Annotated in this window: 31 protein-coding genes, 1 tRNA gene and 1 pseudogene; 22 read left to right on the top strand and 11 right to left on the bottom strand. The window is 38.5% G+C overall.

Annotation, left to right across the window (positions count from 1 at the left end; all coding sequences use genetic code 11):
- Positions 1–169 precede the first annotated feature (169 nt).
- From ACHHZ7_RS00165 to ACHHZ7_RS00120, 10 genes are all read left to right on the top strand, one after another.
- Positions 170–1798 (top strand): ABC transporter substrate-binding protein, encoded by a 1629-nt coding sequence (locus ACHHZ7_RS00165; RefSeq protein WP_060682453.1) that lies wholly within the window; start codon positions 170–172, stop codon positions 1796–1798.
- A gap of 142 nt (positions 1799–1940) precedes the next feature.
- Positions 1941–2028, top strand: a tRNA-Ser gene (locus ACHHZ7_RS00160).
- A 337-nt stretch (positions 2029–2365) separates the two neighbouring features.
- Complete coding sequence (locus ACHHZ7_RS00155; RefSeq protein ID WP_063940596.1) at positions 2366–3208, top strand: DUF6387 family protein; 843 nt, start codon at positions 2366–2368, stop codon at positions 3206–3208.
- Positions 3209–3377: 169 nt separating this feature from the next.
- The gene (locus ACHHZ7_RS00150) at positions 3378–3590 is read left to right on the top strand and encodes an AlpA family transcriptional regulator (protein WP_016243656.1); all 213 of its coding nucleotides are present in this window, start codon (positions 3378–3380) and stop codon (positions 3588–3590) included.
- 19 nt (positions 3591–3609) lie between these two features.
- The gene (locus ACHHZ7_RS00145) at positions 3610–3927 is read left to right on the top strand and encodes a hypothetical protein (RefSeq protein WP_032667204.1); all 318 of its coding nucleotides are present in this window, start codon (positions 3610–3612) and stop codon (positions 3925–3927) included.
- Positions 3928–4012: 85 nt separating this feature from the next.
- Positions 4013–4309: a hypothetical protein gene (locus ACHHZ7_RS00140; RefSeq protein ID WP_016243654.1), complete on the top strand. Its 297-nt coding sequence runs from the start codon at positions 4013–4015 to the stop codon at positions 4307–4309.
- A gap of 50 nt (positions 4310–4359) precedes the next feature.
- On the top strand, positions 4360–4596 hold the full coding sequence (locus ACHHZ7_RS00135; RefSeq protein ID WP_032667113.1) for a hypothetical protein: 237 nt from the start codon (positions 4360–4362) through the stop codon (positions 4594–4596).
- 54 nt (positions 4597–4650) lie between these two features.
- The gene (locus ACHHZ7_RS00130) at positions 4651–5016 is read left to right on the top strand and encodes a hypothetical protein (RefSeq protein ID WP_032667112.1); all 366 of its coding nucleotides are present in this window, start codon (positions 4651–4653) and stop codon (positions 5014–5016) included.
- Between the two features lie 61 nt (positions 5017–5077).
- Positions 5078–5320, top strand: coding sequence for a DNA-binding protein (locus tag ACHHZ7_RS00125; protein WP_047414173.1), 243 nt, complete (start codon positions 5078–5080; stop codon positions 5318–5320).
- 269 nt (positions 5321–5589) lie between these two features.
- Positions 5590–5940, top strand: coding sequence for a DUF6404 family protein (locus ACHHZ7_RS00120; protein WP_032667203.1), 351 nt, complete (start codon positions 5590–5592; stop codon positions 5938–5940).
- Between the two features lie 63 nt (positions 5941–6003).
- Here the strand turns inward: ACHHZ7_RS00120 and ACHHZ7_RS00115 are convergent, their stop codons facing one another.
- The 3 genes from ACHHZ7_RS00115 to ACHHZ7_RS00105 form a co-directional block, all read right to left on the bottom strand.
- Positions 6004–6408: an H-NS family nucleoid-associated regulatory protein gene (locus tag ACHHZ7_RS00115; RefSeq protein ID WP_060682415.1), complete on the bottom strand. Its 405-nt coding sequence runs from the start codon at positions 6406–6408 to the stop codon at positions 6004–6006.
- A 158-nt stretch (positions 6409–6566) separates the two neighbouring features.
- A complete protein-coding gene (locus tag ACHHZ7_RS00110; RefSeq protein ID WP_032667109.1) occupies positions 6567–7034 on the bottom strand; it encodes a DUF4756 family protein in 468 nt (155 codons plus the stop codon).
- 143 nt (positions 7035–7177) lie between these two features.
- Positions 7178–7912 (bottom strand): DNA-binding protein, encoded by a 735-nt coding sequence (locus ACHHZ7_RS00105; RefSeq protein ID WP_032667108.1) that lies wholly within the window; start codon positions 7910–7912, stop codon positions 7178–7180.
- Positions 7913–8793: 881 nt separating this feature from the next.
- On the opposite strand from ACHHZ7_RS00105, the gene ACHHZ7_RS00100 reads away from it, so the two are divergent.
- From ACHHZ7_RS00100 to ACHHZ7_RS00085, 4 genes are all read left to right on the top strand, one after another.
- A complete protein-coding gene (locus ACHHZ7_RS00100) occupies positions 8794–9126 on the top strand; it encodes a hypothetical protein (RefSeq protein ID WP_060682414.1) in 333 nt (110 codons plus the stop codon).
- Between the two features lie 504 nt (positions 9127–9630).
- Positions 9631–10197 carry a hypothetical protein gene (locus tag ACHHZ7_RS00095; RefSeq protein ID WP_060682413.1) on the top strand — a complete coding sequence of 189 codons (567 nt, stop codon included), beginning with the start codon at positions 9631–9633 and terminating at the stop codon, positions 10195–10197.
- A 15-nt stretch (positions 10198–10212) separates the two neighbouring features.
- Positions 10213–10764: a lipoprotein gene (locus tag ACHHZ7_RS00090; RefSeq protein ID WP_060682412.1), complete on the top strand. Its 552-nt coding sequence runs from the start codon at positions 10213–10215 to the stop codon at positions 10762–10764.
- A gap of 9 nt (positions 10765–10773) precedes the next feature.
- On the top strand, positions 10774–11049 hold the full coding sequence (locus tag ACHHZ7_RS00085) for a hypothetical protein (protein ID WP_060682411.1): 276 nt from the start codon (positions 10774–10776) through the stop codon (positions 11047–11049).
- Positions 11050–11105: 56 nt separating this feature from the next.
- On the opposite strand, the gene ACHHZ7_RS00080 is transcribed toward ACHHZ7_RS00085, so the two are convergent.
- Positions 11106–11942, bottom strand: a complete 837-nt coding sequence (locus ACHHZ7_RS00080) for a macro domain-containing protein (RefSeq protein WP_001151472.1) — start codon at positions 11940–11942, stop codon at positions 11106–11108.
- Positions 11943–12080: 138 nt separating this feature from the next.
- Here ACHHZ7_RS00080 and ACHHZ7_RS00075 point away from each other — a divergent pair, with 138 nt between their 5' ends.
- The gene (locus tag ACHHZ7_RS00075; protein WP_000122167.1) at positions 12081–12590 is read left to right on the top strand and encodes a TIR domain-containing protein; all 510 of its coding nucleotides are present in this window, start codon (positions 12081–12083) and stop codon (positions 12588–12590) included.
- A gap of 141 nt (positions 12591–12731) precedes the next feature.
- Here the strand turns inward: ACHHZ7_RS00075 and ACHHZ7_RS00070 are convergent, their stop codons facing one another.
- The 3 genes from ACHHZ7_RS00070 to ACHHZ7_RS00060 all read right to left on the bottom strand — a co-directional run bounded on the left by ACHHZ7_RS00070 (position 12732) and on the right by ACHHZ7_RS00060 (position 14830).
- Positions 12732–13211, bottom strand: coding sequence for a hypothetical protein (locus ACHHZ7_RS00070; protein WP_225623074.1), 480 nt, complete (start codon positions 13209–13211; stop codon positions 12732–12734).
- Between the two features lie 456 nt (positions 13212–13667).
- Complete coding sequence (locus ACHHZ7_RS00065; RefSeq protein WP_060682410.1) at positions 13668–14060, bottom strand: cell envelope integrity TolA C-terminal domain-containing protein; 393 nt, start codon at positions 14058–14060, stop codon at positions 13668–13670.
- 89 nt (positions 14061–14149) lie between these two features.
- Positions 14150–14830, bottom strand: coding sequence for a class I SAM-dependent methyltransferase (locus ACHHZ7_RS00060; RefSeq protein ID WP_063941849.1), 681 nt, complete (start codon positions 14828–14830; stop codon positions 14150–14152).
- 689 nt (positions 14831–15519) lie between these two features.
- Here ACHHZ7_RS00060 and ACHHZ7_RS00055 point away from each other — a divergent pair.
- A complete protein-coding gene (locus ACHHZ7_RS00055; RefSeq protein WP_063941850.1) occupies positions 15520–16542 on the top strand; it encodes a radical SAM protein in 1023 nt (340 codons plus the stop codon).
- A complete protein-coding gene (locus ACHHZ7_RS00050) occupies positions 16539–17495 on the top strand; it encodes a radical SAM protein (RefSeq protein ID WP_063941851.1) in 957 nt (318 codons plus the stop codon). Before ACHHZ7_RS00055 ends, ACHHZ7_RS00050 begins: the two co-directional genes overlap by 4 nt.
- Positions 17496–17781: 286 nt before the next feature.
- Here ACHHZ7_RS00050 and mobQ read toward each other — a convergent pair whose 3' ends face one another.
- Entirely contained in the window at positions 17782–19182 is a 1401-nt protein-coding gene (mobQ, locus tag ACHHZ7_RS00045) for a MobQ family relaxase (RefSeq protein WP_060682406.1), read from the bottom strand.
- 729 nt (positions 19183–19911) lie between these two features.
- Between mobQ and ACHHZ7_RS00040 the strand changes: the two genes are divergently transcribed.
- The 3 genes from ACHHZ7_RS00040 to ACHHZ7_RS00030 all read left to right on the top strand — a co-directional run bounded on the left by ACHHZ7_RS00040 (position 19912) and on the right by ACHHZ7_RS00030 (position 21000).
- Positions 19912–20196 (top strand): DUF3892 domain-containing protein, encoded by a 285-nt coding sequence (locus ACHHZ7_RS00040; RefSeq protein WP_032667201.1) that lies wholly within the window; start codon positions 19912–19914, stop codon positions 20194–20196.
- A gap of 202 nt (positions 20197–20398) precedes the next feature.
- Positions 20399–20650 carry a hypothetical protein gene (locus tag ACHHZ7_RS00035; protein ID WP_032667103.1) on the top strand — a complete coding sequence of 84 codons (252 nt, stop codon included), beginning with the start codon at positions 20399–20401 and terminating at the stop codon, positions 20648–20650.
- On the top strand, positions 20647–21000 hold the full coding sequence (locus tag ACHHZ7_RS00030; protein WP_032667102.1) for a conjugal transfer protein TraD: 354 nt from the start codon (positions 20647–20649) through the stop codon (positions 20998–21000). Before ACHHZ7_RS00035 ends, ACHHZ7_RS00030 begins: the two co-directional genes overlap by 4 nt.
- A gap of 127 nt (positions 21001–21127) precedes the next feature.
- Here the strand turns inward: ACHHZ7_RS00030 and ACHHZ7_RS00025 are convergent, their stop codons facing one another.
- Positions 21128–21526: an H-NS family nucleoid-associated regulatory protein gene (locus ACHHZ7_RS00025; protein WP_032667101.1), complete on the bottom strand. Its 399-nt coding sequence runs from the start codon at positions 21524–21526 to the stop codon at positions 21128–21130.
- A gap of 182 nt (positions 21527–21708) precedes the next feature.
- Here ACHHZ7_RS00025 and pilV point away from each other — a divergent pair, with 182 nt between their 5' ends.
- The gene (gene pilV / locus ACHHZ7_RS00020; RefSeq protein ID WP_080470572.1) at positions 21709–23112 is read left to right on the top strand and encodes a shufflon system plasmid conjugative transfer pilus tip adhesin PilV; all 1404 of its coding nucleotides are present in this window, start codon (positions 21709–21711) and stop codon (positions 23110–23112) included.
- Positions 23113–23269: 157 nt separating this feature from the next.
- On the opposite strand, the gene ACHHZ7_RS00015 is transcribed toward pilV, so the two are convergent.
- A complete protein-coding gene (locus tag ACHHZ7_RS00015; protein ID WP_063941852.1) occupies positions 23270–26230 on the bottom strand; it encodes a type III restriction-modification system endonuclease in 2961 nt (986 codons plus the stop codon).
- A gap of 9 nt (positions 26231–26239) precedes the next feature.
- A pseudogene (locus ACHHZ7_RS00010) lies at positions 26240–26680 on the bottom strand (site-specific DNA-methyltransferase); the annotation flags it as partial.
- A 57-nt stretch (positions 26681–26737) separates the two neighbouring features.
- Between ACHHZ7_RS00010 and ACHHZ7_RS00005 the strand changes: the two are divergent.
- Positions 26738–26809, top strand: a 72-nt coding sequence (locus ACHHZ7_RS00005) for an IS1 family transposase (protein ID WP_001568368.1), incomplete at its 3' end; no start/stop codon positions are given.

The raw sequence follows: 26809 nt of genomic DNA, 5'->3' as shown, positions 1-26809 counted from the left end.
GACTTAAGCATATTATTTCAACAAAAGTTCCCGAATTAGATGTTAGCACTGTATGTGCAAAAATGTCAGATCGCTATCTACCAGGTAACTGAAAAATATTGCGTTATTCCTGAATCTCTCTGACAGTGACATCGGTGTCTACATAAAACAGAGCAATAAGGTAAAGGGAATGATTCAACATAAATCGAAGATATTGACGTTTACGCTGTTGGCTGTCTGTTTGATGTCTATAAACGGCGCGGCGAGGGCGGCAAATGTTCCCGCAGGAACACTACTGGCAGAAAAACAGGAACTGGTCAGAAACAACGGCAGTGAGCCGGCATCGCTGGATCCGCATAAAGTTGAAAGCAACGTTGAGTTTAATTTAATCAGCGATATGTTCGACGGTCTGGTGGCTGTCAAGCAGGATGGGTCTATCGAACCCCGTCTAGCCTCGTCCTGGGAGAATAAAGGCAACACTGTCTGGACCTTCCATTTACGCCCGGGCATAACCTGGTCAGATGGATCTGCTATTACCGCACAGGATGTCGTCTGGAGCTGGCAGCGTCTGGTCTCGCCGCAAACGGCTTCACCTTATGCTTCGTATCTGGGCAACATGCACGTTGCGAACGCGGTTGATATTGCCCAGGGGAAAAAAGATCCCGCCACGCTGGGAGTCAAAGCCCTGGATGATACCACGCTGGAAATTACCCTGACGCAACCGACGGCGGCGTTTCTGGCGATGCTGGCGCATCCATCTCTGGTCCCGCTGGATAAAGTGTTGATAGGTCGTTTTGGCGATAAGTGGACCAGGCCAGAGCATTTTGTCAGCAGCGGGCCGTACAAATTATCGCAGTGGGTGGTTAATGAGCGCATCGTTGCCGAGCGTAACCCACATTATTGGGACGATCGGCATACGGTTATTAATAAAGTTACTTATTTGCCTATTAGCTCAGAGTCGGCTGACGTAAATCGCTATAAGGCCGGTGAAATCGACATTGTGTATAGCGTACCGGTTAACCAGTTCGCGCAACTGAAAAAAACAATGGGGGATGAACTGCATGTCTCGCCTCAGCTTTCAACGTATTACTATCAGTTCAATACAACCCGCGCGCCGTTTAATGATCCGCGCGTGCGCCGGGCGCTGAATATGGCGTTGGATAAAGACATCATTGCGCAAAAGGTGATGGGGCAGGGGCAGCGAGCAGCGTGGGTTATCAGCCAGCCGGAAATAGGTGGGGTGAAACTGCATGCGCCGGAGTATGCGTCATGGCCGCTCGAAAAACGTATTGCTGAAGCCAAAAAACTGCTGGCTGAAGCCGGTTTTGGTCCTGAACATCCGCTTAGCTTAAATCTGCTCTACAACACCTTCGAAACGCACCAGCGTATTGCGATTGCCGCATCGTCGATGTGGAAGAAAAACCTTGGCGTCGAGGCGAAGCTGCAAAACCAGGAATGGAAAACCATGCTGGACACTATGCACACCGGTAATTTTGACGTCGTGCGTTATGCGTGGATAGCCGACTATGATGATGCCTCAAGTTTTCTCAATATCTTCCGGACCGGTGATAGCGAGAACACCACCAAGTACAGTAACCCCGCCTTTGATAAAGCGATGCGTAATGCGGCACAAGCAAGTTCACTGGAAGAACGCGGTAAATACTATCAGCAGGCTGAAGACCTTTTAGGTGAGGATGTGCCCGCGATTCCAGTTTACCACTATGTCCGCACGCATCTGGTGAAGCCGTGGGTGGGGGGATTTGCGCCGGATAACCGGGGAAATTACTACACCAAAGATATGTACATCAAAAAACATTAAGCGCTATAGCCGGTATTCGTGCTGAATAAATGGTCAATTTGTTGTTATTTCAGTCGATTAACAACATTTTGGCTGTTTTTCAGGCAAACGAACACATTGGTGCTTTACAGGTCCGTTCGGGATGTTTATAGTGCGCCTCATTGGAAGCGTGGCCGAGCGGTTGAAGGCACCGGTCTTGAAAACCGGCGACCCGAAAGGGTTCTAGAGTTCGAATCTCTACGCTTCCGCCAATTTCTTAACAGAATCAATAACTTAAGAGTTAGTTTTGATTTTGTACTGCATAAAGTATTGCATCAAAAGCCCGTGTAAACGGGCTTTTTTTGTATCTAAAATTCCTGTTTTTCATCAAAAAACTTATCCAGTCTTCATTCCTTCCTGTACAACAAAACCCTTTAAAAGCAGAAATACGATAGCAGGGAGCCTCCGGAAATTTAGTAATCGACGGATGATTTCACACCAATCTTAAGAACCTACCAGCAATAAGCTCAGCTGACCTACGCCATTACTGGACAACCTGTTGTTCTGTCAGTTAAAACAACTAAAAATGGTAAAACGGACAGCACAGTAATGAAACGAAGTGAACTCAGGAAACTATTGGAAGAATGGTTCGATGTAGAGCGGTATGAAGCGATAAAGGAACTCACCCTTCAGCAATTCTATGTTGAGGTTGAGCGGCGTATCTTGGCTTACAAGATGTTGCTGAAACGGGATACATTACCGCCTCTGAACAGACTTTTATTAGATGATTACCGCTATAAGATCCTCAGAGGTGAAATTTTTTTTAGCGGCGACACGTCCACGCAAGGACATGGGCTTGCCAGAACTTACGCAGTGGTCCCCGTAACCCGGAGCAACGCACAATTATATGCGAAAAGTTTAACTCTGATTGGAACCCATCCTGAAACATCCCAAAGAAGTCAGTCTGAATATATGTCGGAGTACCTGAAGGAATCCGGCATCAAAAGTCTGTCCTCAATTACTGTCGATATCTTCCTGCAAGAGGCTTCAACCGAAGATATCATCGAACACCTGAAGGTGCTCATTCCCCAATGGAAAAAACAGCTAAAAATGAACGATCCGGCTGTTCGGAAGTATCGTTTTGGTAAAAGCACGTTGAGAAAAATCATCGACTATCGACTCATCCCTATGATGGATCTCATTTTTTGGGGGGCAGATAATAATGATACCAAAATCTCACTGTCGCTGATGTCATCGCTGCTTCATGAGAACAGCGAGAAGGATAGGGATGAGGGAATGCTTAAGGTGACTGACTATCCGCTGGCTATGGCGTTGCTGACAGATGAGAACTATCTGAAATCGTTTGAAGATTACATGATGGAAAACAATGTATTAAAAGACACAAAAATTATAGATCACGTCAAAGACGAGAAGAAGAAAGAAGATAAGTAAAAAAGGGTTACGTTCGCCCTGAGCGAACGTGATCACATCCATCCTCAACCATTTTTTTTCTGTTCACCTACCCCCATTTTTTTCGAAAAAGTCTTTTGCCAACATCCCTAAAACGCCATAAACGAATTAGCTATTATTGTCCTCGTTGAAACAACAGAGGAAAAAACAAATGAGAAATGAAATCGCAGGTAAAAGATTAATCCGTGTTCCTGAAGTTCTTAGAAGAGTCGGATTTAGTCGAACCACAATGTATGAGCTTATTAAGGAAGGCCGATTCCCGGATAAGGTAATCATAGGGGCAAGATCTGTAGCCTTTGTGGAAAGTGAGATTGATGCTTGGATTGAAAATACTATTTCAGATTCACGCAAAAATAATAAATAACATAAAAGAGGAAGCGAAAATGAAAGTGCAAAAAATAGAAATAAATGTTAGCAATGATGATACAAAATACTTTGTTCTGAAAAGCGGGGAAGACTATGACTACTATTTGCGATGTATGCATGAGTATATGGGGGAAAGATTCTATCATAACCTTGAAGACGATGGTTATATGGAGGGTGTTTTAAAATCAATAATAGAGAATGGTAAGAAAGATTTTAATGAGTTCTTGAAAAAACATAAATATAAAGCATCGATTAAAAACGTATATTTTGATGAAGTGCTTGTCAACCTGAGGCAGATACATCATGTGATGAGTCACTATATTTTATATACATAATCGCTGTCGTCATCTATTCGGCCCCGCAAGGGGCTAATATAAAACGAAATGAATAAAATAAGCATTTAATTATGAGGATATAAGTATGTCTAAAGAAACTGTTATTGAAAATAAATCAACAGAACTGTTTTATGATCTTGCTTGTAGATCGTTTACAGCAAGCTGGAATCTGTTCATGGAAGTGAATGGTGATGGAGATGCCAATGACTATCTGGATGATCCGGATTTTATGAGTCCATTTATTATTTATGTGATTGACCATATTCAGAATAACTTTGAGAGATTTACCACGCAAGAAGGAAACTGTGGTGATATTAATCAGGTCAACTTTGAACAAGTAGCAGCCTTACTGGTAGGGTATTCAGAAAACTTTAGAAAGTAAGAACTAATCTTGCCCCGGAAGGGGCTAACTATAAACAAAAGGAAAAACAGATGAATAATGATATGACAGTAATTGTAAGTATGTTATGTGAAAAAACACCTAAAGTGATGAACCTTATCCAAGAGAGCTTGGATATATTTATCGCATTAAGAGGTAGCTCTGTCGAAGAAATCATGAATGATAAGACCTTGTTAGATGATTTAAATCGTTATGTAAATGAGACACTGTATGATGAGATGGATGTGGAATATGGTTCTGTAATCATCAAAATAGTATCTAATAAATAGTATTAATACCTTCTCGATATGTATCTAATGTTTAACTTAATAAAAGGAATCAGTATGAAAGAGATTATTTTAAATGAAAGTAATAAAATGGTAGTAGATTTTATCACAAATGTATTACAGGGGTATTGCGAAACGATCTATAGTATCTCTGAAAAACAGCCTGAAACAGCCATGAATATTTTAACAGGGGAAATGTTATCAGAGATACTTTATGATGTGTTGATTACCTGTGAAGTTGAAGACTATGTTAAAAGTGGAAGAGGCAAAGATGTATCTGAGATCAACATGGATAAGTTAAAGGAAACGATTTTATACTGGCATAAAGAGCATATCATTGAACTTGTACTGAAAAACATAAAACCGGATGATGCAGAGGAGCATATTTACTGGAAGTTAAAAATGACTGTGAGTCAGTATTGAAAATGGCAATATTCCCTCGTGCAGAGGGAAATAATCCTGTAATGAAACGGAGATGACCAATATGATTGATGAATTCCATGTTATGTATATGTATAAAAAAATCCAAGCTGAAGCTGCAACGACAGATATGAAAACACTGGAGCAGCTTTTGAAGAAGTTCCGCCAAGTCGTTGCGGAGCGCCGGGAAAAATACTATCTGGAGATTGGTGAGAAAAAGGCACAAAATTTGAGGGCCAAGAGATTACAACAGTTGCTTGAGAAAATGGTGCGTGACCGTGTATCGCCGGAAAGTTTATTCAAATAATGATAGCCCGGACACGAAATGTGGACGAACATACCGGGTAAACTGATAACAGCAATTGTAATAACTCGACTGGTGAAGGTATTGTTAGTTTGTCTAAAGCATACAGGGGTGTTGAACTGATGTGATAGTTGCCATCTGACAAAGTAGTGCCTGAAAGCCTTTCTACTTCCTCAGTGGAGAGAACTGAGTGAGGTTTTGGGCAGACCATTCCATTGCTAAGCTGGCTTTTCATGCTGAGATGGGTTCTGATGAAATTAGAGAGGACTTGCATGGATTTTGAAGAGAAAAAAGAACGAGCCATTTCCATTATGAAAAGCAAGAAAATGTGGAGCAGTAACTATGCCCCCCCTCTGCTACGCCTTGCATGGAAAATGGGTATCAGGATACCTCCGTTGCCTTTCGCTCGATTCTGGCAAGTTGCTTTGTTAATGGGAATACCGATTGGCTCTGTCTGGGGTATACTGATGTGGTTTTTTACATGGAAGGAATCGGGGATGGATCCAACTGATGCTATTGCTAGAAGTTTGTTATTTGACGTTTGGATGGGGATTTCTATGGCGTTGTACCATTGGTGGAGAAGAGTAGCCAATAATCTTCCCGACTGGGATAGTCTTAGATGAATATTCGAATAATTTCCGGGCCAGCTATATTGAGAACAGTGAAGCCCGGATGCGCCGTATCAGTTAGATCGCGAAGTCTTCCAGTGTTTTACCGGCTTCAATAGCAGCAGTGATTGCTTTCGGAGTACGGCCCTGACCCGTCCAAGTCTGCTCATTACCGTTTTCATCTGTATATTTGTATTTGGCAGGGCGAGGAGTACGAGTCGATTTGGCTTTAGGCTGAGATGAACCAACCGCTGCAAGAAGTTCTGCTGGATCAATACCATCGTCTAACAGTTTTTGACGGAAGGCTTCCAGCTTAGCCTGACGTTCTTCTTGTTCTTTACGGATGGCACTTTCTTCCTCACGACGATCTTCAACGATTGCTGTTAACTTTTCCAGCATCTCTTCCAGAGTTGCCAGATCTGTTTCACAAGCATGTGCGCGAAGTGTACGAATATTGTTCAGTGCCTTGAGAGCTTCACTCATAGTATGTTATCCCGTATTTTAAAATAGATGATTAGTAAAAAAATGTATCCGGTGCTGTTGAAAAATCAAAAACATACAGTTAGTAGATAATATAGTCAAAATTACCGCTTGAGCAATCTAATACATCCCATTTTACACGAAATAACATAGTGTCATTTTTAAAGAGACATTTTTCTACGTTTTTGGCTTGATGAATCGAACTCTGACGAGATTTGAGAGAGTTGCTGAAGACTTTGTTCAACGGAGCGTTGGAATTCCATAGCGGCTTCTGTACGCTGCTTTATGACTAAGGCAATTATTTCTTCATCGCTTTTCTCAAGGAGATTTCTCCTGTAGAGACTATACGTTTCGAGCTTATCAATGTTTTTAGAAGCAAAAGCGGAGGCTTGGTTAACAGGGTTAAGCTCATCAAGAAATTTATCAAGAAGAGATTCCTTTTTTCTGTTCAAACGACGTAGTTCGGTATGTGCTGATTTGAATTTTTGCGCTTTAATGAAAGGAATACTATCAGCACGAAGTTTGCGATATTCTTTTTTGTATTCTTCAATAGAAATGTGATTTTTTAGTTCTTCGACTGTCTTTAAATATTGTATTAAATCATTGTTATCTGTTTTTACGTTTCTCATGAGAATACCTCGTTAATAAATAGTGGATATATTTATATGTTAAGGTATATAGAGAAAGTGTCAAATTAATGAGGGGTTAAATATTTTATTCCTGCCTTCGTTGCATAAAAGTATTAAGGATGTTTTTTCCTTATTGTCCTGTTTTAGGATGCAACTTTTAAATAGGTATCGATATCAGCCACGTCTTTTCTTGCCGCCTCATTTTCTTTTGTTCTTTTATATACCTTGCGAGGTTTATCGATCTTGACACTGTTTTTAGCACTAGGAACAGCATTATTTTTCTTCTTCTTGCTAAAAACAAAGGCATCTGTGTAGATCTCTTTATTTTCAGTTTCCAAAGATAAGTTTCGTCTTTCTTTCTGTGAAAGATCTGCATAATGCTCTGGATATTGTTCAATATCAGCATTGAGGCTTTTTGCATTACTCAAATGCTCTTTACGTTTTTCATCAAGTTGATGACTCATACCCTTGGCAAAAATATTAGAGTTGATATACAGGTGTCCATGATGTTCAACGAGAATACCTTTTTGTTTTAGCTTTTTGAATATGTTTGACATATTACCGGATGCGATATTCAACGCTTTACAGAGTGATGACTGTGAGAGGTTGATTAGGTTTCCAAACTCCATATATTCTAAGATATAAGTCAACACGCGGAATTCATTCTTAGATATGTCCAGATCAGAAAAAACACGAAAGTTTGAAGTAAAAGCAAAAACATAAGGCTGTGCAAATGAGATCGCTTTATCTTCTTCTGTTGCAATAACGGTGGTTGATTTTATATCTTTGTTTTGTAGCAAGTGTCTTGCGATATCAATCTTTTGCTCTGTGGTTAATGTTTCAAATAAGCGAAGTAGTTCAGTGTCATTAGTATTCATATTATTCTCTCTTATAGTTCTTATTATGCCTATTTAATACTATGCAGAAAAATGAAAGTCAATAGTTAAACTATAAATAAAATAGAACTTTTATTATTATGATGTTGCTATATGTTAAAAAAACTATGTTTAAACATAGATTCCGCTATGTTTAAACATAGGAGGGTTCTATGTTTAAACATAGCAGACACCTATGTTTAAACATAGGAAAAAAAGGTGTGAAGCCCCGATTTTATTGGGCTGGGATAGTGCTTATAATTAAATAATTATTAAGAAGTTAAGAGAGTCTAGTTTTCCTTTTATCTTATGTGCAGAGCGTTTTACGTAAAAACATATGGTTTTCTTGGGGTGTATTTTCAGCGAAGTGATTGTTTCATACAATCACGCAGCGCTGCTGATGTTTCAGGAATACTGCAATTGCTTACCTTTATTTTATTGGCGGCTGTCGCCGCAATTCTTCATTGATAAATCCATCATTAACAGGGATGAACCCTGTTTCAGCAATGTGATTGTTTTGAACAATCACTAAGTGCTGCTTCTATGAATATAGTTTTCCTATGCGTTTAAGAGCAAATACTATATTTTTTAGTGCTAATACTGTTATGAAATATAGGATCTAAAATATTTAATCATGAATAAAAGAATAGATGTTGATCCTTTTGGCTTTCCCCTAAAACATAGCAAATACCATTGTCAAATCGTTAAATATATTTTATAGCGTTAGGGCGTAGCCGTGCGTCAGCACATGAGCGTTAGCTCATAAGATAAATATCTTTTCAAAAGAATAATAAAAACAGGTAGAACGTTTATTAAATGAGTTAAATTTGATTTTTACCGATTCGATATGGTATTAAATAATAAAAAAAGAAGGAAAATAAAGGATGAACAACATTAAGATTATTACGCTCTTTCATACAAATAAAATAATACCATTTATGACTTGTATTGTTAAAGATGTTGAAGAAAATGAACAAGGAATAAAACTCACTTTGGAAAGTGGTGATAATATCCATGTCAAAGATTATGGCTATTTCTTCTTATCAGAATCAGCAAATGAGTTTGATCAGGAACGAATGATTAATACATACAGAAGATTGATTTCTGAACCCAGCCAAGTTAGCGAAGAAACAATAGAGTCCTTAGTTCCGAAGATATCGAATAATATGAAAACCAATTTCCCGGCAAGTGGTGTGAGTGCTTTGGAAGATGATTGAAAAGTCTGAATGGTAGCTACCATTCCATATGAAACAGTATATTAAAACATGCGTTGCATACAGGTTTTTACAACACCATATCTGAAGATAGCTACATTACCTGAGATCTAACAATACCTGTCTGCGTAATGGTCGACAGGGTATTATCTGTTCCGACCTATACCTTTCTATCTCCATCCATGTGCAAACAGCTACTGACATGGCTCTTCGTGTACATTACCCTCTTATTGATCGATATAAAAGATCAATAAACTGCATTTAATAGATTTTAACTATCAAATTAGCGTCAATTGATCGGTGTTTTAATTGTTTATATCGATCGATTATAGATATATGATAGTTTTAATCTATCAAATGATTTGAATTCGATCGATACAAACGATATGACGAACAGAAAAATAAATTGAATCTTATCAATTGATTAATGCTTTTTTACAGCCCAGAGAGACCAACCTATGGGTAGGGCTGTCTTTGACATAAAGTTTCCACACATTGGGGATAGATATGAAATTACGGATAGTGATGCCTCTACTGCTGTCTGCTGCCGCACTGACAGGATGCCAGCAGCTCAACGATGGTGTGAATACAGTTAATGGAGCAATCAGTTCTTCGTTGTCTTCAGTAGGTAAAGCGCTGGGGGGCACCGCCACCACTCAAAGCCTTGGCCCGGTATCGTCTGTATCTGGCCTTGGTGCTGTCTGCAAAGACTATGAAGAAAACGCAATGGCGGCAGAGAAACAGTGGACTGGCAAAAGGATCTCTATCACCAATGCCACTGTTCTGGAAGTTACGAAGGGCAGAAGTGCCAGCGATATGATGACGGGAATGCCCAAAACAGCCCCTAACTATTACCTGCTCTTTAAAACAGCCGATACAAGCTACTGCGGTGGCATGGTATGGCTGGATTACTACTCTGGTATTGATGATGCAGTTCTTACCTATAAGAAAGGCCAGAAAATCAGCGTCACCGGAACTGTAAATAATTTCGAAGTCCGTGGGTTCGCTACCGTCAACAACGCCGATATGGCAGTTCGTCTGGTTGTTCTGAGAAACGGCACAATCAATCATTAATTCTGGGATAACACTATGCGTAAATTTTTACTCGTGGCGGGTCTTGCTGCTCTTGTATCGGGATGCGGTGAAAAAGGCGACTTTGAGAAAGCGATCAACGGGAAAATATCACAGTCAAAGCTGTGCTACTCCCTGCAGGACAACGACATTGTATTCAACAAAGGTTTTCCGATTAAGGTTAACCGTGGCTACCGTTCTGCCGGATACAGTGCCAGTGATGAAATCCTGAAAGGACTTGCTGAACAAGGGCTGCTCACTGTTTCGCAACAGGCAAATGGCTTTAGCAGTGTTGATGTTCTGGAAGTAACAGATAAAGGCCAAGAAGTTGAGTTTTGGGACCGTGAGAAAGGGGCCTGTGTCGGTCATCGGGAAGTTGCTGAGATAAAGGAATGGACCGAACCGGGAAACGGTAATCAGAAAGTTGTTCGCGTGTCTTATATATGGAAGCTAACGGATGTTCCTTCATGGGTGGACAAAAAAGCGTTCTCCAGCGTCAAGGGTATGAATGAACCTGAAGAAGGCATGATTAATCTTGTTAAAACCAGCAATGGCTGGAAAGCGATTTAAGGGGCTATCATGGAAAACAAAACTATTCAGTGTCCGTTTTGTCTGAAAGAAAGCCAACGCGGAGTTCACGTCTGCACTGGCTGCATGGCGACTGTTTTATATGGAGCCTACCCCGGCTGGTATGCTTTCGTAGTTATATTATTGACCTTCGGCCTGTCTATACTGATCGGAATGTCTACAGGCATGGCGGGAGCTACTATCAGCCTGCCAATCATTGCGGTTGTTGGGTTTGTCGCAGGTAAGGCAATTTTCTCTGATAATGTTGTTTTCAGACGAAGAATGTAGCACGGAAATTATTATATTATGGGCGAAAAACAATTTATCGCCCATAATACGTCTGACTAAAGACCATTTCTTGCTGATTTAATGTCCAATAAATTTATTTTATCAATTTTATCTTTGTGAATGACAATAGTAAGCTTTGCCGGAAACTTAAATCGCATCTCACTGATTCTAAATGTCCACAACATTATTTTAAGCAAATCTTCATCGCTTATATTCTTATGTTCTTTTATTCGTGTTATTCCAGAACCAAAGATAGGAACCGAAACGCTTTTTTGAGCATATATACGATTTACCTTGTCCCAGAAATTTATTAAAAAACCTAAATAGTCAGGCATGGTAAGAAACGCTCTATTTTTATCATCAAATTTTGAAAAAGCAGTTAATAGATAATCTTCATTTACGAAGATAGTTCCTAACGAATATTTTTGTTTCTTGCCTACCTTTCTTTCTTGGTTGACTTCAAGGATTTCATCTTCATCAAATTTATAATTTGAAACACGCTGGTCTAAATCAGAGATAGGACCTGATAAATGGTTGTCAATGTATAACCCATTAAGGGATTTATGAGAGATAATATTGTCATCAACTTGAGTGTCAAAGTATTCATTAAAAGCTATAACCTTGAATCCGTCTTGTAGAAATAGATCCCCAGCTTTTACAGTAACAATACTTCCCTCTACATCTAAATTAACTTCCGTAAGATTATTTGATTTCAACCAAATTCCAAAATACAACAATGATAAAGTGAATAAGAATATAATCCCAAGCGTGATTTTATTTTCTGTTGGAATGTCAACAAAAATCAATAAAAGTGAAAAAATAGTGCTTATTGTTGATGTGTAGTCTGAAAATTTTTTAACTATACGCGTGTCGAAAAAGTTAACTTTTGCCATTTTTTGTGCCAGCTAGGTTGATTTTATGTTGCCTGAATGTGTTTGATATGATTTTTCATAAAAAATGTTTACCAAGTATAAAGTATAATGTATTTTTAACAAGTTGGCATCTGTTGTTTAGTGTGATATGGAGATTGTATGAGCTATCGTAATAAAACATATGTAGCGTTTGCGAGTGAAAATATAAGTTCTTATCGTCTAATGGAGGCGTGGAAAGCAAATGAGAACATTGACTTCAACTTTTTTGATGCACACGACCTTTTTATTTCAAGAGATACGAGCAAACCAGAAACGATAAAGAAAAATCTCCGTGAGCGTATGAAAAACGCTAAACAGGTTGTACTTCTTGGGAGCAGCGATGCGAAGAGAAAAGGTGGTGATGGTGACTCATTCCTTGCGCATGAAATAGATCTCATTATTGAGTTTAATCTCCCTGTGGTCATCGCAAATCTGGACGGTGATAGGAAGGTGGATCGGAATTTTATTCCTAAACCATTACTGGATGCAGACCACTATACTGTCTCTGTTTCGTTCCAGCCAAAAATTATCAAATATGCTTTAGATAACTATTGTGCGACTTATTCTTCAAGCACAAATAAAGGGCCTCATCAATATCCAGATAGCGTCTATAGTGGTTTGGATATTTAATGTGTTATTCTAATGCATTGTAAAAAACCATAGAGAACAACTTACTCTATGGTTTTTTTAATTTAAGACCAATATTGTGTTGTCTTCTAGGTTCCCGTTGGATGAAAGATTAATATTAATTTTTTTCACTATAATAGTTTATCATTTATATAATAATTGATTATACCCATGAGCCATTTCATCAATGAAATCATCAGCTATTTCAGGGAAGCCGTAGACAAATGAGTGTGTTTCCTTGATTTTAAATATATTGTAGAGATAGCTTTCATTATTATGCGAAACATGTATTGAGGGGAATGGTCTGCCCTTTATAATTTTATTAGTAAGTTCGTAATCATTGATGAGATTATATTGGTCTCCTGTTATATCAACAACAATATCATTGATTTCAAGCCAGTAGTGAGTTATCCGATCATTTTTGCCTGTGGCTGCACTTACTCCTTTAATTTCAAGGTCAGGCCATATCATCAGGAAGTGATAAGAAAGAAGCATCGAAGAAAGTTTACAACTCATAACAGGAAAACAGTCTATAACAAGGCTGGTGTTCTTTTTGTCACAGTTCTCGATCAATTTTCGAAACATTGTAGCTTCATCTTTGATTTCGTTAATCGTTAACAACATGTGTCCTTGGTAGAGTGAGTATATTAATCTAGATAATATACATAACTGACGGTGAATTAAAAAGAGTATTTTATTCTTGTTTTCTGTAGCCGGAAGGTATTAGCTTTAATGTATTTTTTCAGGAAGGCATTGGTGGAGTAAGTTCCAAACTATGAACGCCCTTAGGCCATTATTTAAGGACGACTCAGAAAGAGAGAGATTAATTCCATAACTTCCAGTAAAATGAAATTTGCAGATTATTGTTGGAGAGACCGTGTTATCGTTTTGCTTATCACCTCATACGATTTTTCAGCTTGTATGTTAATAAGTTCCAACAGAGAGAGATGTAGAGAAAAAGATTTCGGGTGGCATATTAAGGGGCGCAGTTGTTATGTGTTTTCTAATACTTTCACAAATCCTCAGATTTATAATATAAGTAAAAATCAGTTGATGCTGTGAGGTTAACGTTTAAATTGGTTATTCCCCTTGAAGATTGAATCGGGATTCCGCGAAAGCATTGTATATGCTCTCGTTCGGGAATAGTGGAAATGTTGCCTGCTCAGCCGCAACTTTTAATGCAGCACAATAATGCTTATTGCCATCCCTTACTTCAATGTTTTTAAGTTTTCCATCATAAGCAAAATCCAAATGCAATATACACTTTTTACCAGACCAAGCATACCTTTGAGCAAGTTGTGATTCGATAGCATCTTTAATCGCTCTGGCCTGTTTTCCATATTCATTATTATCGGTGAAACGACCGGAGCTACAACTGCCGAGAGCTGTTGTTTTATGGCAATCAGCTGGATGAAGTGGGGCGCAGCCAGTGACAGAAACGACTAAAGCCAGTAAGGTTAATGGTTTGTTCATATGTACTATCCTGCTAACAAATATAAAAAGAAATTATATTAATGTCATTTTAGAGATCTATATACATAATACAGATGTCAAACAAATTATCATTTATTTTTTTTAAAGGCAATAGTAGCATGATCCAACCAAGGATTCTCATTAACATGAATATAATTGATAGAAAATCCTGATTTAGTTATTTCTTCCTTGAGACAGTCAAGAGGTTTTAGTGTACGCCATGGTTGACCTTCATGATTGAGTTGATAGCTATCAAGGTCATAGTTATTGATATCTTCTTGCTGCTTAGGTAGGCCACACATTGTAGAAATTATTAAACTACCATCTGGTTTAATCAGACGTTTCATTTCTGCGAAGCAAGTTAATCTGTCTTCGCCAATGATGCAATGCAAGCAACTTCCATCATAAATAATATCAAAGCTTTCGGAGGGGAAATGAGAAATATTGCAAACATTATCAACATAAAAACTACCTTTCAGGTTTAATGATGAAAATCGCTCATTAGCCCATGTTATTGCTGTTGGAGATATATCGATGCCGTAAACATCATAACTTTTTTTCGCCATCAGTTGCGAAGACATCGCTGCATTGCCACAACCAAGTTCAAGAAATTTTGCAGGTGGTGCCGGGAAAAGATTTTCTTTGTTGAGCATATCAAAAATATGATTCAGTTGCTCCCACGCTCTTGCGTATCCTTCACCTGTCCAAGCATCAAGATTTTGCTGGCGCAATATCCGATATTTTTTTTCATCCGTATCATCATTGTTCATTTTTTATACATTCTCTATTTGTTTAGGTAATAGTAAATGATATTTGCTGGTTACATCAAAGTTGATCGATATTCTCAGCATTTCATTTTTCGATAGTGTTTTTGAGATGTAGATCACGTAATTATATTTCTCTGTTCATAGGATAAAATGAAATTTTTACAACAAATCTTTCTATTTCCTTCAGAATCATTTTTTTTTGACTAATGTCAATGTGTTCTTATGCAAGAGATATACATTTAGTCAATGTATCATGTGAAGAGGGAGCAAGATGGATATTAATGAGCAACAAACTATAGATATCTACGAGATTGAGATCTGTGAGTTTGAGGAAGTAAAGGATATTGACCCAGTATCCAAAAGAAAGACTCTCGGATGTTGGGGCCCTAGCCCAGATGATGGATATAACCAATGTTGAAATAAAATAAATCTAATAAGAGCAATGCGACTGTTGCTCTTATTTTATATTGGATGATTATGAATTAAGATGAAAAGCGTATATGTACCTAGAAGGATAATGGATGAATATATTGTCATCAATCAATCTAATAATAAGTGCTATAATGTTAATGAGCTAGTGTTTGATGTTTTAATGTATTCAACTGAAATAAACAGCCACAAGTTGGAAAAGAAATACGGATTTGATGATATTCAAATTCAAAACGTATTAGATAAAATATATGGCAAGCTAAATGAATCATGATTCCTTGAAAGAAAAAGCATTACAAAGAGAATGTTTGATAACCGCAAGTATTGAGTTAACTCAGCATTGTAATTTTAAATGTCTACATTGTTATTGCCCATCGAATAAAGTTCATATGGATTATAATGATGTTATTGCATGTATCGATAAATTATACAATATGGGAGTTTTATACTTAACATTTACAGGTGGAGAGGTTTTTTTATATAAAAGATTTAATGAAATATATTTGTATGCAAAAAATAAAGGATTTATCATCTCGGTTATGTCAAATTTATCTTACATAACGGATATAACTAAGAATCTTCTTATTAAATATCCACCCAAAGTTATTATGGTTACGTTATATGGAACTAGTACTGACGAATACGAAAAGTTCACTATAAATAAAACCGCGTTTAGAAAAGTTATTGATAATCTGAGTTTTTTACTTTCTAATAATATTGATTTCATGCTAAAATCAATTCTTAGCAAAGAAACCATACCCGCAGCTTTGAAAGGTAGGTTTGATGATATTGCGAGAATTTATAAAAAAGAAATTATGTATGATGCAATAATTTTCCCGCAAAAAGATTTAATGAGAGGTAAACTATCTCAAAGAGCTAGTATTGATGATATTATTAGTTTCGAACATAGTGATCCAGAAACTATAACTTTTTGGAGGAAATCGATATCTAATATGACTTCTCAAGCATGTATTAAATGTGGAGGTGGAATTAATAGCCTTTCAATAGATGCTGAAGGATACGCATCTATATGTTCTTTATATGTGGAAGATAAAATTAGTTTTTTGAGTAATGATGAGAAAACTATAATAAAATATCTGAGAGATTCACATAATAAAATGCAAAGTTATTATATCAATAGCAAATGCTCTACATGCGAGAAAAAATCCATTTGCAGATGGTGTGCTGCATATGCCAATTTAGAACATGGGAATTCATCTAAACCAATAGATTTTATGTGTGAGTTAGCACAACGTAGAATTTCTGGGGTTACGGAGGAGCAATGAAAAACTTAACATCGGCTACAATTGAAATTATAACATCATGTAATTTTAAATGTCCGCACTGTTATCTTGATAATAAAACCTCAGCTGGACTAGGTGTGAACGAATGGAAAATCGTGATAAATAAATTAATGTTAAAAGGATGCAGGAAATTAATTATTACTGGAGGTGAGCCTCTTCTTTATAAAGACTTTATTTCATTATATACCTTCATTCACCAGCAGGGACTTGAGATTTCACTATTTACTAATGCAAGTTTAATGACTGAAAAACATTTTGAACTGTTCGGTAAATATCCACCAAGTTCTGTTTCTGTATCTATATACGGGAAAAATAATAGCGAGCTTATTGGCTTTGCTAAAAATAAAAGAGCTAACCTTGATAGGATAATGTCTAATATAGTCAGGTTAGAACAATTAGGTATTACAATGTACAAAGGGTTAACCCTATGTAAATCAATATCTGTATCTTCGACGGATCTAGCTTTCTTTTCGGAAAACAAAATTGAGATAAACACATATCTTATTCCATCATTGAATTATCAAAATAATCTAAATGAGAGATTGGAACCGAATGAAATTGTTAGGATTGAAAATGAACTTGCAATGAAAAGGATAATTAAAAGTGATAATCTAGCAATGGATAATTTAGACTATTTTAAGAAATGTTCAGGAGGATATTCGAGTCTGTTTATTGACCAGTTCGGTCGCGCATCTATTTGTGCCATATACAGAAAAAAACAATGTAATATTATAGACGGAAACATTAATGATGTATGGGCAGAGTTAAATTCTATCAGTGAACAATTGCATAAGATATATTATGACAGTAAGTGTGGTAAATGTGTTTTAAACTCTACATGTAGGAATTGTCCTGCATATATGGTTTTAGAGCATAACGAATATAAAAATAAATATCTCTGTGATTTAGCTAGTGCACGCATGAATTATAATTGAATATTTTTAGAATGGATTTATTTTAGATGGTGATCCTTTAGTTTACGTTGCTCAACTCGATAGAGTCAGACTTGTGTTGTTATCGAAATAAAAAATTATCTGCTTTGAATGAATTGGAAAGAGAATGAGCTTTCTTTGGAAGGCTTGTAATCATCATTGTTGAATTTTGCGAGTATTTTGGCCTGTTAATGGTGCTCATCAAATTATATGAAATCTAAACATGGTAAACATTTCATAGGGATTTTACGAGTCAAGTTATTATCCTCCCACTGGGTATGGTTTATATTCAATGATTATAAAAATCCGGTGGCTTCATTTTAGGTACTGGCTTTTTTCTGTCTGCCGTCAGTGTTGGTATGGAATCAAAATCGTTATCTGTTTGTTCAGGCTTAAGCGGTCGACTTGGGAAACGTCTGATCTCATCCTTTGTTGGCTTGTAGTCATCACTGTTCAATCTGGTACGTCTATCATGCTCAGCGCGTAATACATAGATACCCTGAACCTCATCGAAGACATAGTTTTCAGCTATACGCTTATCGTGCTCAGTATCTACTGAAACAGGAGCTGGCTTATTCTTGACCCAGATGAATTTCTCTCTGATAAAATCTACTACCAGTAAGGTGAAGCGCTTGAACACACCGCTCTGACGAGGTTCAACTTTCTTCCTCTTAACTTTGACTGGAGCGCGTTTAAGTGCTCTGGCTGCTGAAGAGGATGTGGTTTTCAGCGTAGTGCGTGTATGAGGTGCAGGAGCCACCAGCATAGGTTTCTGCGAGCCTGTAGATGAAGCTCTACCTGTGTTATCAGGGATAACAATTTCTTCCGGTTCAGCCAGTGCATGAACCCTAAAGCTGGCAACATCAACAACGATGTCTAATGGTAGATCTTTAAAGGCAAAGTAGGCTTCAACAGCTTCTTTTTTCAGCTCATCACGTATGGCTTGCTCTGCAGCACGTTGTTCCTGAGCGGCTACAGTGCCCCAGCGATCACGAGGGATATGAAGTATTGGATCGCGGTTCGTTTCAATAGCTTTAGCCAGCCAGATCGCTTTCTCTTCATTGGTAGCGGCAACAGTAGCCTGTTCAAGGGCTTCTTCATACTGAACTCTGATAGAACGGTGATCAACGCGTTCATCATGACCATACAGCTCAAGGAACCCATTACAGATGTTCTGCCAGCCTTTACGCCAGATATCAAGGGTTTCAGGCTTATCCCACTCACGGATCTTTTTACCAAAGCCGGTAGAGAGAACCTCACGGGTTGTTCCCATGATATGGATATGCGGGTTATGACCATTAATATCGTGGATAACAACATCGGCTATGATGCCTTGCTTGGTAAAGTGCTCAAGAACAAAAGCTGCGGTGAGTTCAATGTTCTGTTCTGGTGCTAGCTCTGCGGGGAGAGCAATTTTAAACTCTTTGGCAAGACGGGCATCTTTTCTCTTCTCTGAGGCTTCAACAGCATTCCAGAGTGTTTCACTGTCAACAATCAGGTCAGGTGGAGTATTTTCAGGTGCAAAAATCTGCGCAAAGGCAAGGTCCTTTTTATGTGCTGTTTTGCGCCCACACACTTCACCTGTTCTGTTATCGAAGAAAACTTTACGATGACGATATGCAGCAGAGTTAACCGAAGACTGACCTTCGCCTCTGCTGATGTTCTCCATTTTAAAACTGTATATCGCCATCCAAATATTCCTCAATGCCAAATGCTGCTTTTCGTTTTACGTAAGGAAAACGCTGGGGTTGACGTTGACCTTGATTTTGTTTTCGAAGGAAACGGTTTTAGCCTGCGGCAGGCAACCGTCGGTAGACCCCACGGCATTAGAGCGAAGCGATAATGCGTAAGTGGGCATTGCTTTATTTTTTATCGCCATAAATGGCTCAAAAATAACGGCAATGTATAAGGCTTTCCTTTATTAATTAATACTAAATATATGAATGGCTGTAAAACAAACCGCCGAATTAAGCGGCGCAATCTGGATGAAAGGGCGAAGTGTTCCACGATATTACATAAATGGGGTTTTGATAGCGTCCGAAGGACAAAAAGAGTGTTAATTTATCCCGCGGCAAGGCGGGAAAAACTAAAACATAAATAAAATAGTTAAATTTAGAGATGACTTCTCCGTTATATAATTAACAGGTGAGGTTTAAAAACTAGGGTGAAAAACCGAAAGGTGAAATGAAAATCATATATAAACAAAAATAAGTAACGCGGAGAGTATCAGATATTTTAAGTTAGTAGTTGCTATCACTTGTGTTGCATAAATTACAAAGTGCGCGATTCAGGTTCTTGTTGACTGGAAATCGTGAGGATATGGCCTAAACTCAGTCTGCATCATTTCTTAAAGCAGTTTGATGCATTGGGAATGATGATCAGTTTATTAATTACATACAGCAATTATAACGAGGATAAAATGTCCGAACATCAAGTGTTATGTATCAATAAAAGCAATCGCCAGAGTGCTCATGAAAGGATAACTCATATTGGCGGTAAGAATGCTGATGGCACCAGATGGAAGCTCACACAGCAAGAGGCTATAAGCGGAATAGAATCTGGGAAATGGAGATTTTACGTTAATGCAGGAGGACACTCAGTGTGGGTGATTGTTGCTGTTAGCGCTTCTGGTAACAAATACTTAAAAACACAAAATGATGGCGAACAACCTAATAACCTTTTGAGTCTTCCTGAGTGCGCATGAGTGTTAAATAAAGGGCCTATTGGCCCTTTATTACTATTTACCACGCTTACCATTGTCACTTCTAAATATAGTTAGCTATAGAGATAATTTGAAAGTTAATTAAAAGACTTGGAGATATATAATTAAAATATTCTTCCTATACTATTGATTAATTCGTTAATTATGCTAATTGGTGTTAAGGAAATAAAGACAAGGAGGTTTTATGTATAAAAATAACGATGAAGCTATCGATCTTGAGGCAAAGCGATTACTTGATAATGGAATCTATACGGATCTGGAAAAAGCGTATAGTGAAGCAGAAAAGATAATCACAAAAGTGAGAGTTGAGTTTAAAAAGAAACAGGAAAAACAACAGTTCCGATCTCGGATTAAATCAATTAAGCGTGCACTTTCAGATGATGAGTTCAGAAGTAATGTCCCTTATAATCATAGAAATCAGTGGAGAAAAGAATGAGTGATGATGAAATAAAAAACACCTATCTGACTGGCAATGTTTTTCAGAGTGATAGAAGCAGAACGGAAATTAAGAAAACTCTTGAGCAGAAAATTGCTGGAGCACAAAATAAGTTAAATTACCTTAAAGCAAAAGAAAAAAGAGATAGCAAAAAAGAAAACACACGACAAAAAATAATTCTTGGTGCAGAGGTTGCCAAGGTTTTAAACTGTGATATTAGTGAGGTAGATAAACAATTACTATTTGGTTTGTTGTTGGAGGTTCCATCCTTACATACACATGATATCGAACGGTATAAAGTAAATGGACAAATCTACATTGAAAGAGTTCTCAAGAAATTCAGACCATAAAACCATTTCACGTCCGAACAGCTCTCCGGCTTAAAACTTGTTTTAGGCTGGGGAGCTGTTGACCAAGTCCCAGAGGGCGCGGTAGTCAATTTTTACTGCCATCCGTGGCAATAAATCACAACCAAACTCAGATGGCAAAGTCTTCAAGAACTTTACCACCTTCGAGTGCAGCAGCAATCGCTTTTGGTGTACGACCTTGACCCGTCCACGTCTTTTCATCACCATTTTCGTCAATGTACTTGTATTTAGCAGGACGAGGAGCACGAACAGCAGCCGGACGGGAAGATTTAGGATTGCCCAGCAGTTCAGATGGATCAATACCATCTTCAAGCAGTTGCGCACGAAGCGCTTCAATTTTGGCCTGACGTTCAGCATTTTGTTGCAGTGCAAGTGATTCTTCTTGGCGTCTGTCTTCAACAATAGCAGTTAATTTTTCCAGCATCTCTTCCAGTGTAGCCAGATCTGTTTCTCGAGCCTGAGCGCGAAGGGTACGGATGTTATTAAGTGTTTTAATAGCGTAAGTCATTATCTTTTATCCTGAGTGTTTAAAATCATAAGCAGGATAACATACAAAAGACGATAATGGATAAAATTATCCCGCCTAAAATTTATTGTTAAGTCTTTTTTATGGATTATATCTTAACCAACCTTGACCTCTTTTTTATTTTTGTTAATTGATATGTACGTGAAACAAAAAGGACGATGAAAATGAAAAAACAAAATAAAAAAGGGTTCTCATTACTTGAACTCATTTTGGTGCTGGGTGTTGGTAGTATGATGGCTTTTATGCGTTTTCAGGATATGAAAACTGAACAAGAAAATGTTATGGCTAAGGCTGTTGGTCAACAGATGAAGCAGATAGGTGAGGCGGTAAATGGCTATATCAATATCAGATATGACAAGCTTTCTACGCTGACGTCAAGCAGTAGTCAGTCAAGCGATCCGGGTCCCCGTACCTGTAATGGTTCAGGTTGTGAAATCACTTATCAGACACTCATTAATGAAGGGTTATTGCCAGTATCATATACCGGGATAAATGCCCAGAAATCTTCTTATAAGATAATGTTAAAACGTTCAGGAGCTACTCCTAACTATGTGGTTAATGGCTTAATCACAACAACTTTACCTTGGAGTGAAAGCGGAAAACTTCGCTACGATTTATTAGGTAAAGCTATGCAGGAAGCGGGTATTGACAGTGGCATGACAAGAACAACATCAAATGCTTTCGGTTATGGTGGTCAATGGTCTGAAACCTCTGCTAATTTCAATAATATTACCTCCGCTGGACAGTTGGCTTTCCGTGTTGGGTTTAATAGTGCATTATATTCTGTTTATTTAAGACGAGATGGAACACTGCCAATGACAGGAAACCTTAACATGGGTGGTCAAAGTGTCTATAATGCTCAGGATATAACAGCAGCAGGAACGACAACAACAGGAATATTAGAAACTAATACTGCTACCGTTGGAGCAACATTAAACGTAGCAGGAGTTACTACATTAGCCTCTGATCTTAATGTATCAGGAAACGGACAAGTCAATGGGAACTTAAATTCTAACAAAACCCTATCAGGCGCAACTGTAACGTCTCGTTCTGAAACCTATACTCAAAACTGGTTTAGAACATTAGGAGATGGAGGAATTTATTTCCAAAAGTATGGTGGTGGTTGGAATATGGGAGATACAGCTACAATAAATGCGTATGGCGGTAAAAATGTCCAAACATCCGCTGGTTTCTATGGTGGATATATAAAATCAACAGGAAATATTGATGCTAATGGCAGAGTAAATGCTGGTGAATTTATTTATATAAATGGACAAGCGAATGTAGGATGGGGATGTTCTCCTAATGGATTACAGGGAAGAACGCCAGAAGGGGCTATTTTATCTTGTGTTAATGGTGTGTGGAAAAGTAGTTCTGCAAGAATTGAGAGAACTCAATTTTTAGTTTCTAGTGGTAGTAATTATGGAGATATTTGTCAATCCAACATTAATAGTAATGGAATGGCAGCACAAGGTTGGGTCGCAAGTGGGTCTGATGCTTGTACTGAGGACGGGAATAATTGTTCAGTGGACAATGTTAGATGTTTTGCAATAAGAATTGTAAATTAAGAGATTAACTCTTACTTACTATAATTGAAAGAGTTTTGATAACAGGTCTCGACCTGAGCATGAAATAATCACTCACCACTATCTGCGGGTAAGGGCACGGAAATCGAGTTGGTTTAATTCAAAAAATAAAAAGAAAGGGCCGCTTGGCCCCCTTCTTTTATATGCTGCTCACAACCTCATTTAGATTGGTAGAGCGCATGTATCTAGCAGGATTAATCAACTGATCTTTGAGTGACATAAAATGCGCATTGCCACAAGTTATTTTCGCATCTTCTTCATTACCAAGACCAACGTGTTTACTTTTTGTCTCAACAACAAAGTAAATATGGTCTTCACCATTGTCTTCAATAACCAAAGCCCAGTCAGGATTGTAAGTTCCTAGTGGTGTCGGGATTTTAAACCAACCGGGAAGCTTTACATAAAGCTTAACTTCATCCTGTTCTTCGAGTTCCTGAGCGAAACGGCTTTCGACTTCAGAATCTTTAGGAACATATTCGTAAACGCACTTAAATGAGGTTTCGAAAAGATTACGGGCATATCCTGTTAGCTCTTTATCAATAAAGAGACTTTGCGCATACACCTCTCCTTTTAGTGGATAATATTTAATACCGTCAACAATTGACAGGCGTTTGCAATAGTTGATTCGACTTATAGCTTCACTGATAAACTGCTGTGGGTTTTTAGCAAAATCAACGAGTCTTCCACTTTCTTTCAGGATGGTGCTTAAACTGCGTCTTGTCAGTCCGGTTTTTTCCTGTAGAACACCAAGAATATCTGGCAGCGGTTGTTCAGCAACATCAATAACAGCGCTTGTTGTCCCATTAGACTGTGTCTTAACATCAAGACCTGACTGGCTTTGTTTGATTGTTGCTTTGCTGAAACTGACCATCGCTTTTGCTACAGGCTGCATTTCAGAAAGTGATTTCGTACAGGATTTAATCAATTCGTTTTCGTCAAATGCCAGTCGGTACAGTGTTTTTTGACAAATTCGCTGCCATAACGCTTCGAATTCCGGGCTGTTTAAGACTTCTTTCCGGTATTTGATGGTTTTGCGCTCATCAGCATTGTTTATATTGAGTCGCCCTGCTGATTTACGCAGGATAGTTTCAATTTGTTCCTGTAGTGAGGCATACTTCTCACTAACAACAAAAGTGTCTTCGAATAACACTTCTTTCAGGGCTTTTGTGATTTTCCCCGATTTTTCCAGATAACCTTCGGTCTGTAGTTCAGACCAAATCTCATGTGAACCGGCGATACCCACAACTTGTGAGGAATCAGAGAAGATCAGATGGGCAAACGCATCTTTTTCGACGATGCCAAAACGGATGCCTGTTTCGTTCTCAATTTCAGACTGTAAGCGCTCGGCGTAGGCTTGATAATTTTCACTGGCAACTACAGTCAGAATGTTAATGCTGTCATCCCGGACACGCTCACCATCTTGGTTAACACACAGGCGAAGCCCACGGCCTAATGTCTGACGGCGCTCGCGTTCACTCCCCATCTCACGAAGGCTACAGATCTGGAATACATTTGGATTATCCCAGCCTTCTTTCAAAGCAGAGTGTGAAAAAATAAACCTCACTGGATTCGAGAAACTCAAAAGCTTCTCTTTATTTTTCATGATGAGGTTATAACCACGTTCAGCATTTTCACGGCCTGTATTATTGCTTTCGCTTGTTTCAGCCCACGCACCTTTTTTATCAATGGAGAAATAACCATCATGAACGTCTTTAGCATGTTCTGGATGAGAAGGGAGTAAATCTTTATATGCAGGGCTTTTGATTGCTTTAAGATATTCTTCTTCAAAAATACGGGCATATTCACCCTGTTCACGTAGTCCTTCTTCATTGGTCTGACGATATAAATCAACCTTATCAATGAAAAACAGGGTAAGAACCTTGATTTGCTGAGTATTCAGGCGAAGTTCTTTATCCAGATGTTCACGGATTGTACGTCTAATCATATGACGCTGGATGAGCATAGGGTCAATATCACCTACGACATCACCTACTTTCATATAATATGTATTAGAAGGCGTTTCCAGTGTAAGATAGCCTTCTTTGCCCGTGCGGATCTCGCTTATCCGGTATCCCTGATAAATATCACGTCCTGTTTCGTCATCAAGTGTCATACCGTCATACACTGTAATCTCAGAACGATTTACGCTCCCTTTTTTATCGGCTATATCAACAATAACAGTCGCGTTAATGTTATTTTTATTACTGTTAATACTGACCAGTTTTACATAGGGGCTGTTGCTTGCATTCTGGACTTCAAGCCCGGCAACTTCGATCTGTTTGACCAGCTTCTGATTGTAAGCATCAATGGCATCGAGACGATAGACCATATGATGTTTATGCACATGCGTTGCTGAATAGCGTAAGGTGAACATAGGGTGCATAGCATCAAGTGCGGTTTTACCTGCACCGTTCAAGCCACCATCAACACTTTGCGGTTCATCGACAATAATAATTGGACGTGTAGCACGGATTAAATCAATGGGCTTATCCAGATCGTCCACAGTTGTTTTTTCACTGGACTGATAGAGCTTGTTAACATCTTTTTTGTTAATCGCACCCACAGTCATTACCATGATCTGCATAACAGAACTGGTTGCAAAATTTCGAACATCCGCAGGCTTTGCTGAGTCATATAGATAGTATTCGTATGGAACTCCCGCATACAGGCTTTTGAAATGTTCTTCAGTGATTTGTAGTGTTTTATACACGCCTTCCTTGATAGCAACGGAAGGAACAACAATAATAAATTTACTCATGCCGTAGCGTTTGTTCAACTCAAGCATGGTGCGAAGGTAAACATACGTTTTACCTGTCCCTGTTTCCATCTCAACAGTAAAATCATGACTGTCAAGGACAGGTGAAGGTGGAAGCTGGTTTTTTAACTGAACATTGTTCAGATTTTTAAGCAGTACATCATCTTCGGGTATTTGTGGGTTAACAGGCATTGAACCTGTTGCGCCTTCAAATGAGAGTGCACCCTGAGCTGGGGCCAGCACAGTCATTTCGCTTTCCCATTTCTCTTGCCCTTCAAACAAATCACAGACCGATGTTATGGCGTTTTGCTGATAGGTAAGGTCAGATTCAAAATGTAGTTTCATCTCATTCCCTTACAGGCTGTGCAGGTTAGTCAGGCCATGTTGTTCCAGAATGGCGCAAAGATTTGTTTTAGCAACGTTATTTTCAAATGCATCATCAAGGAAATAGCAGACAGTATCTTTGCCAGCCTTCAAGCTTTTATGCCAGTCAAGGATCCCCTTGGTCAGTTCTTCGACTGAAGATGCAGGGATTTGACTGGTAAAGCAGGTAAACAATTTGCCACCGTCAACACAAGAAACGGTCAACCCATCAAATTGCCGGGTTTCAACGTTTACGCTCAGGTCAATGCCACGCTTAAGCATTAATTCAGCAAGTAGGTCTTCTTCACTACGGCCTTCAATAATTGGGCTTATATAGGCATCAAGTTGTTGTGAAAGGCTTTCCGCTGTTGCTTCCCACGGGCGAATATTGGATGTGTCAAGTTTAAATACACGGAACCCAGTATCACCATTCCGGTGATGCTGCCAACTTACTGATTTAGTGTATGATGGTGTTTTTGAGGTGCTCCAGTGGCTTCTGTTTCTATCAGCTGTCCCTCCTGTTCAGCTACTGACGGGGTGGTGCGTAACGGCAAAAGCACT

Source organism: Citrobacter freundii complex sp. 2024EL-00216 (assembly GCF_043945515.1).
In the GTDB taxonomy this organism is placed as follows: Bacteria; Pseudomonadota; Gammaproteobacteria; order Enterobacterales; family Enterobacteriaceae; genus Citrobacter; species Citrobacter portucalensis.
Note: the sequence above shows the minus strand (reverse complement) of the source record. Positions and strands in the feature narration are given on the sequence as shown.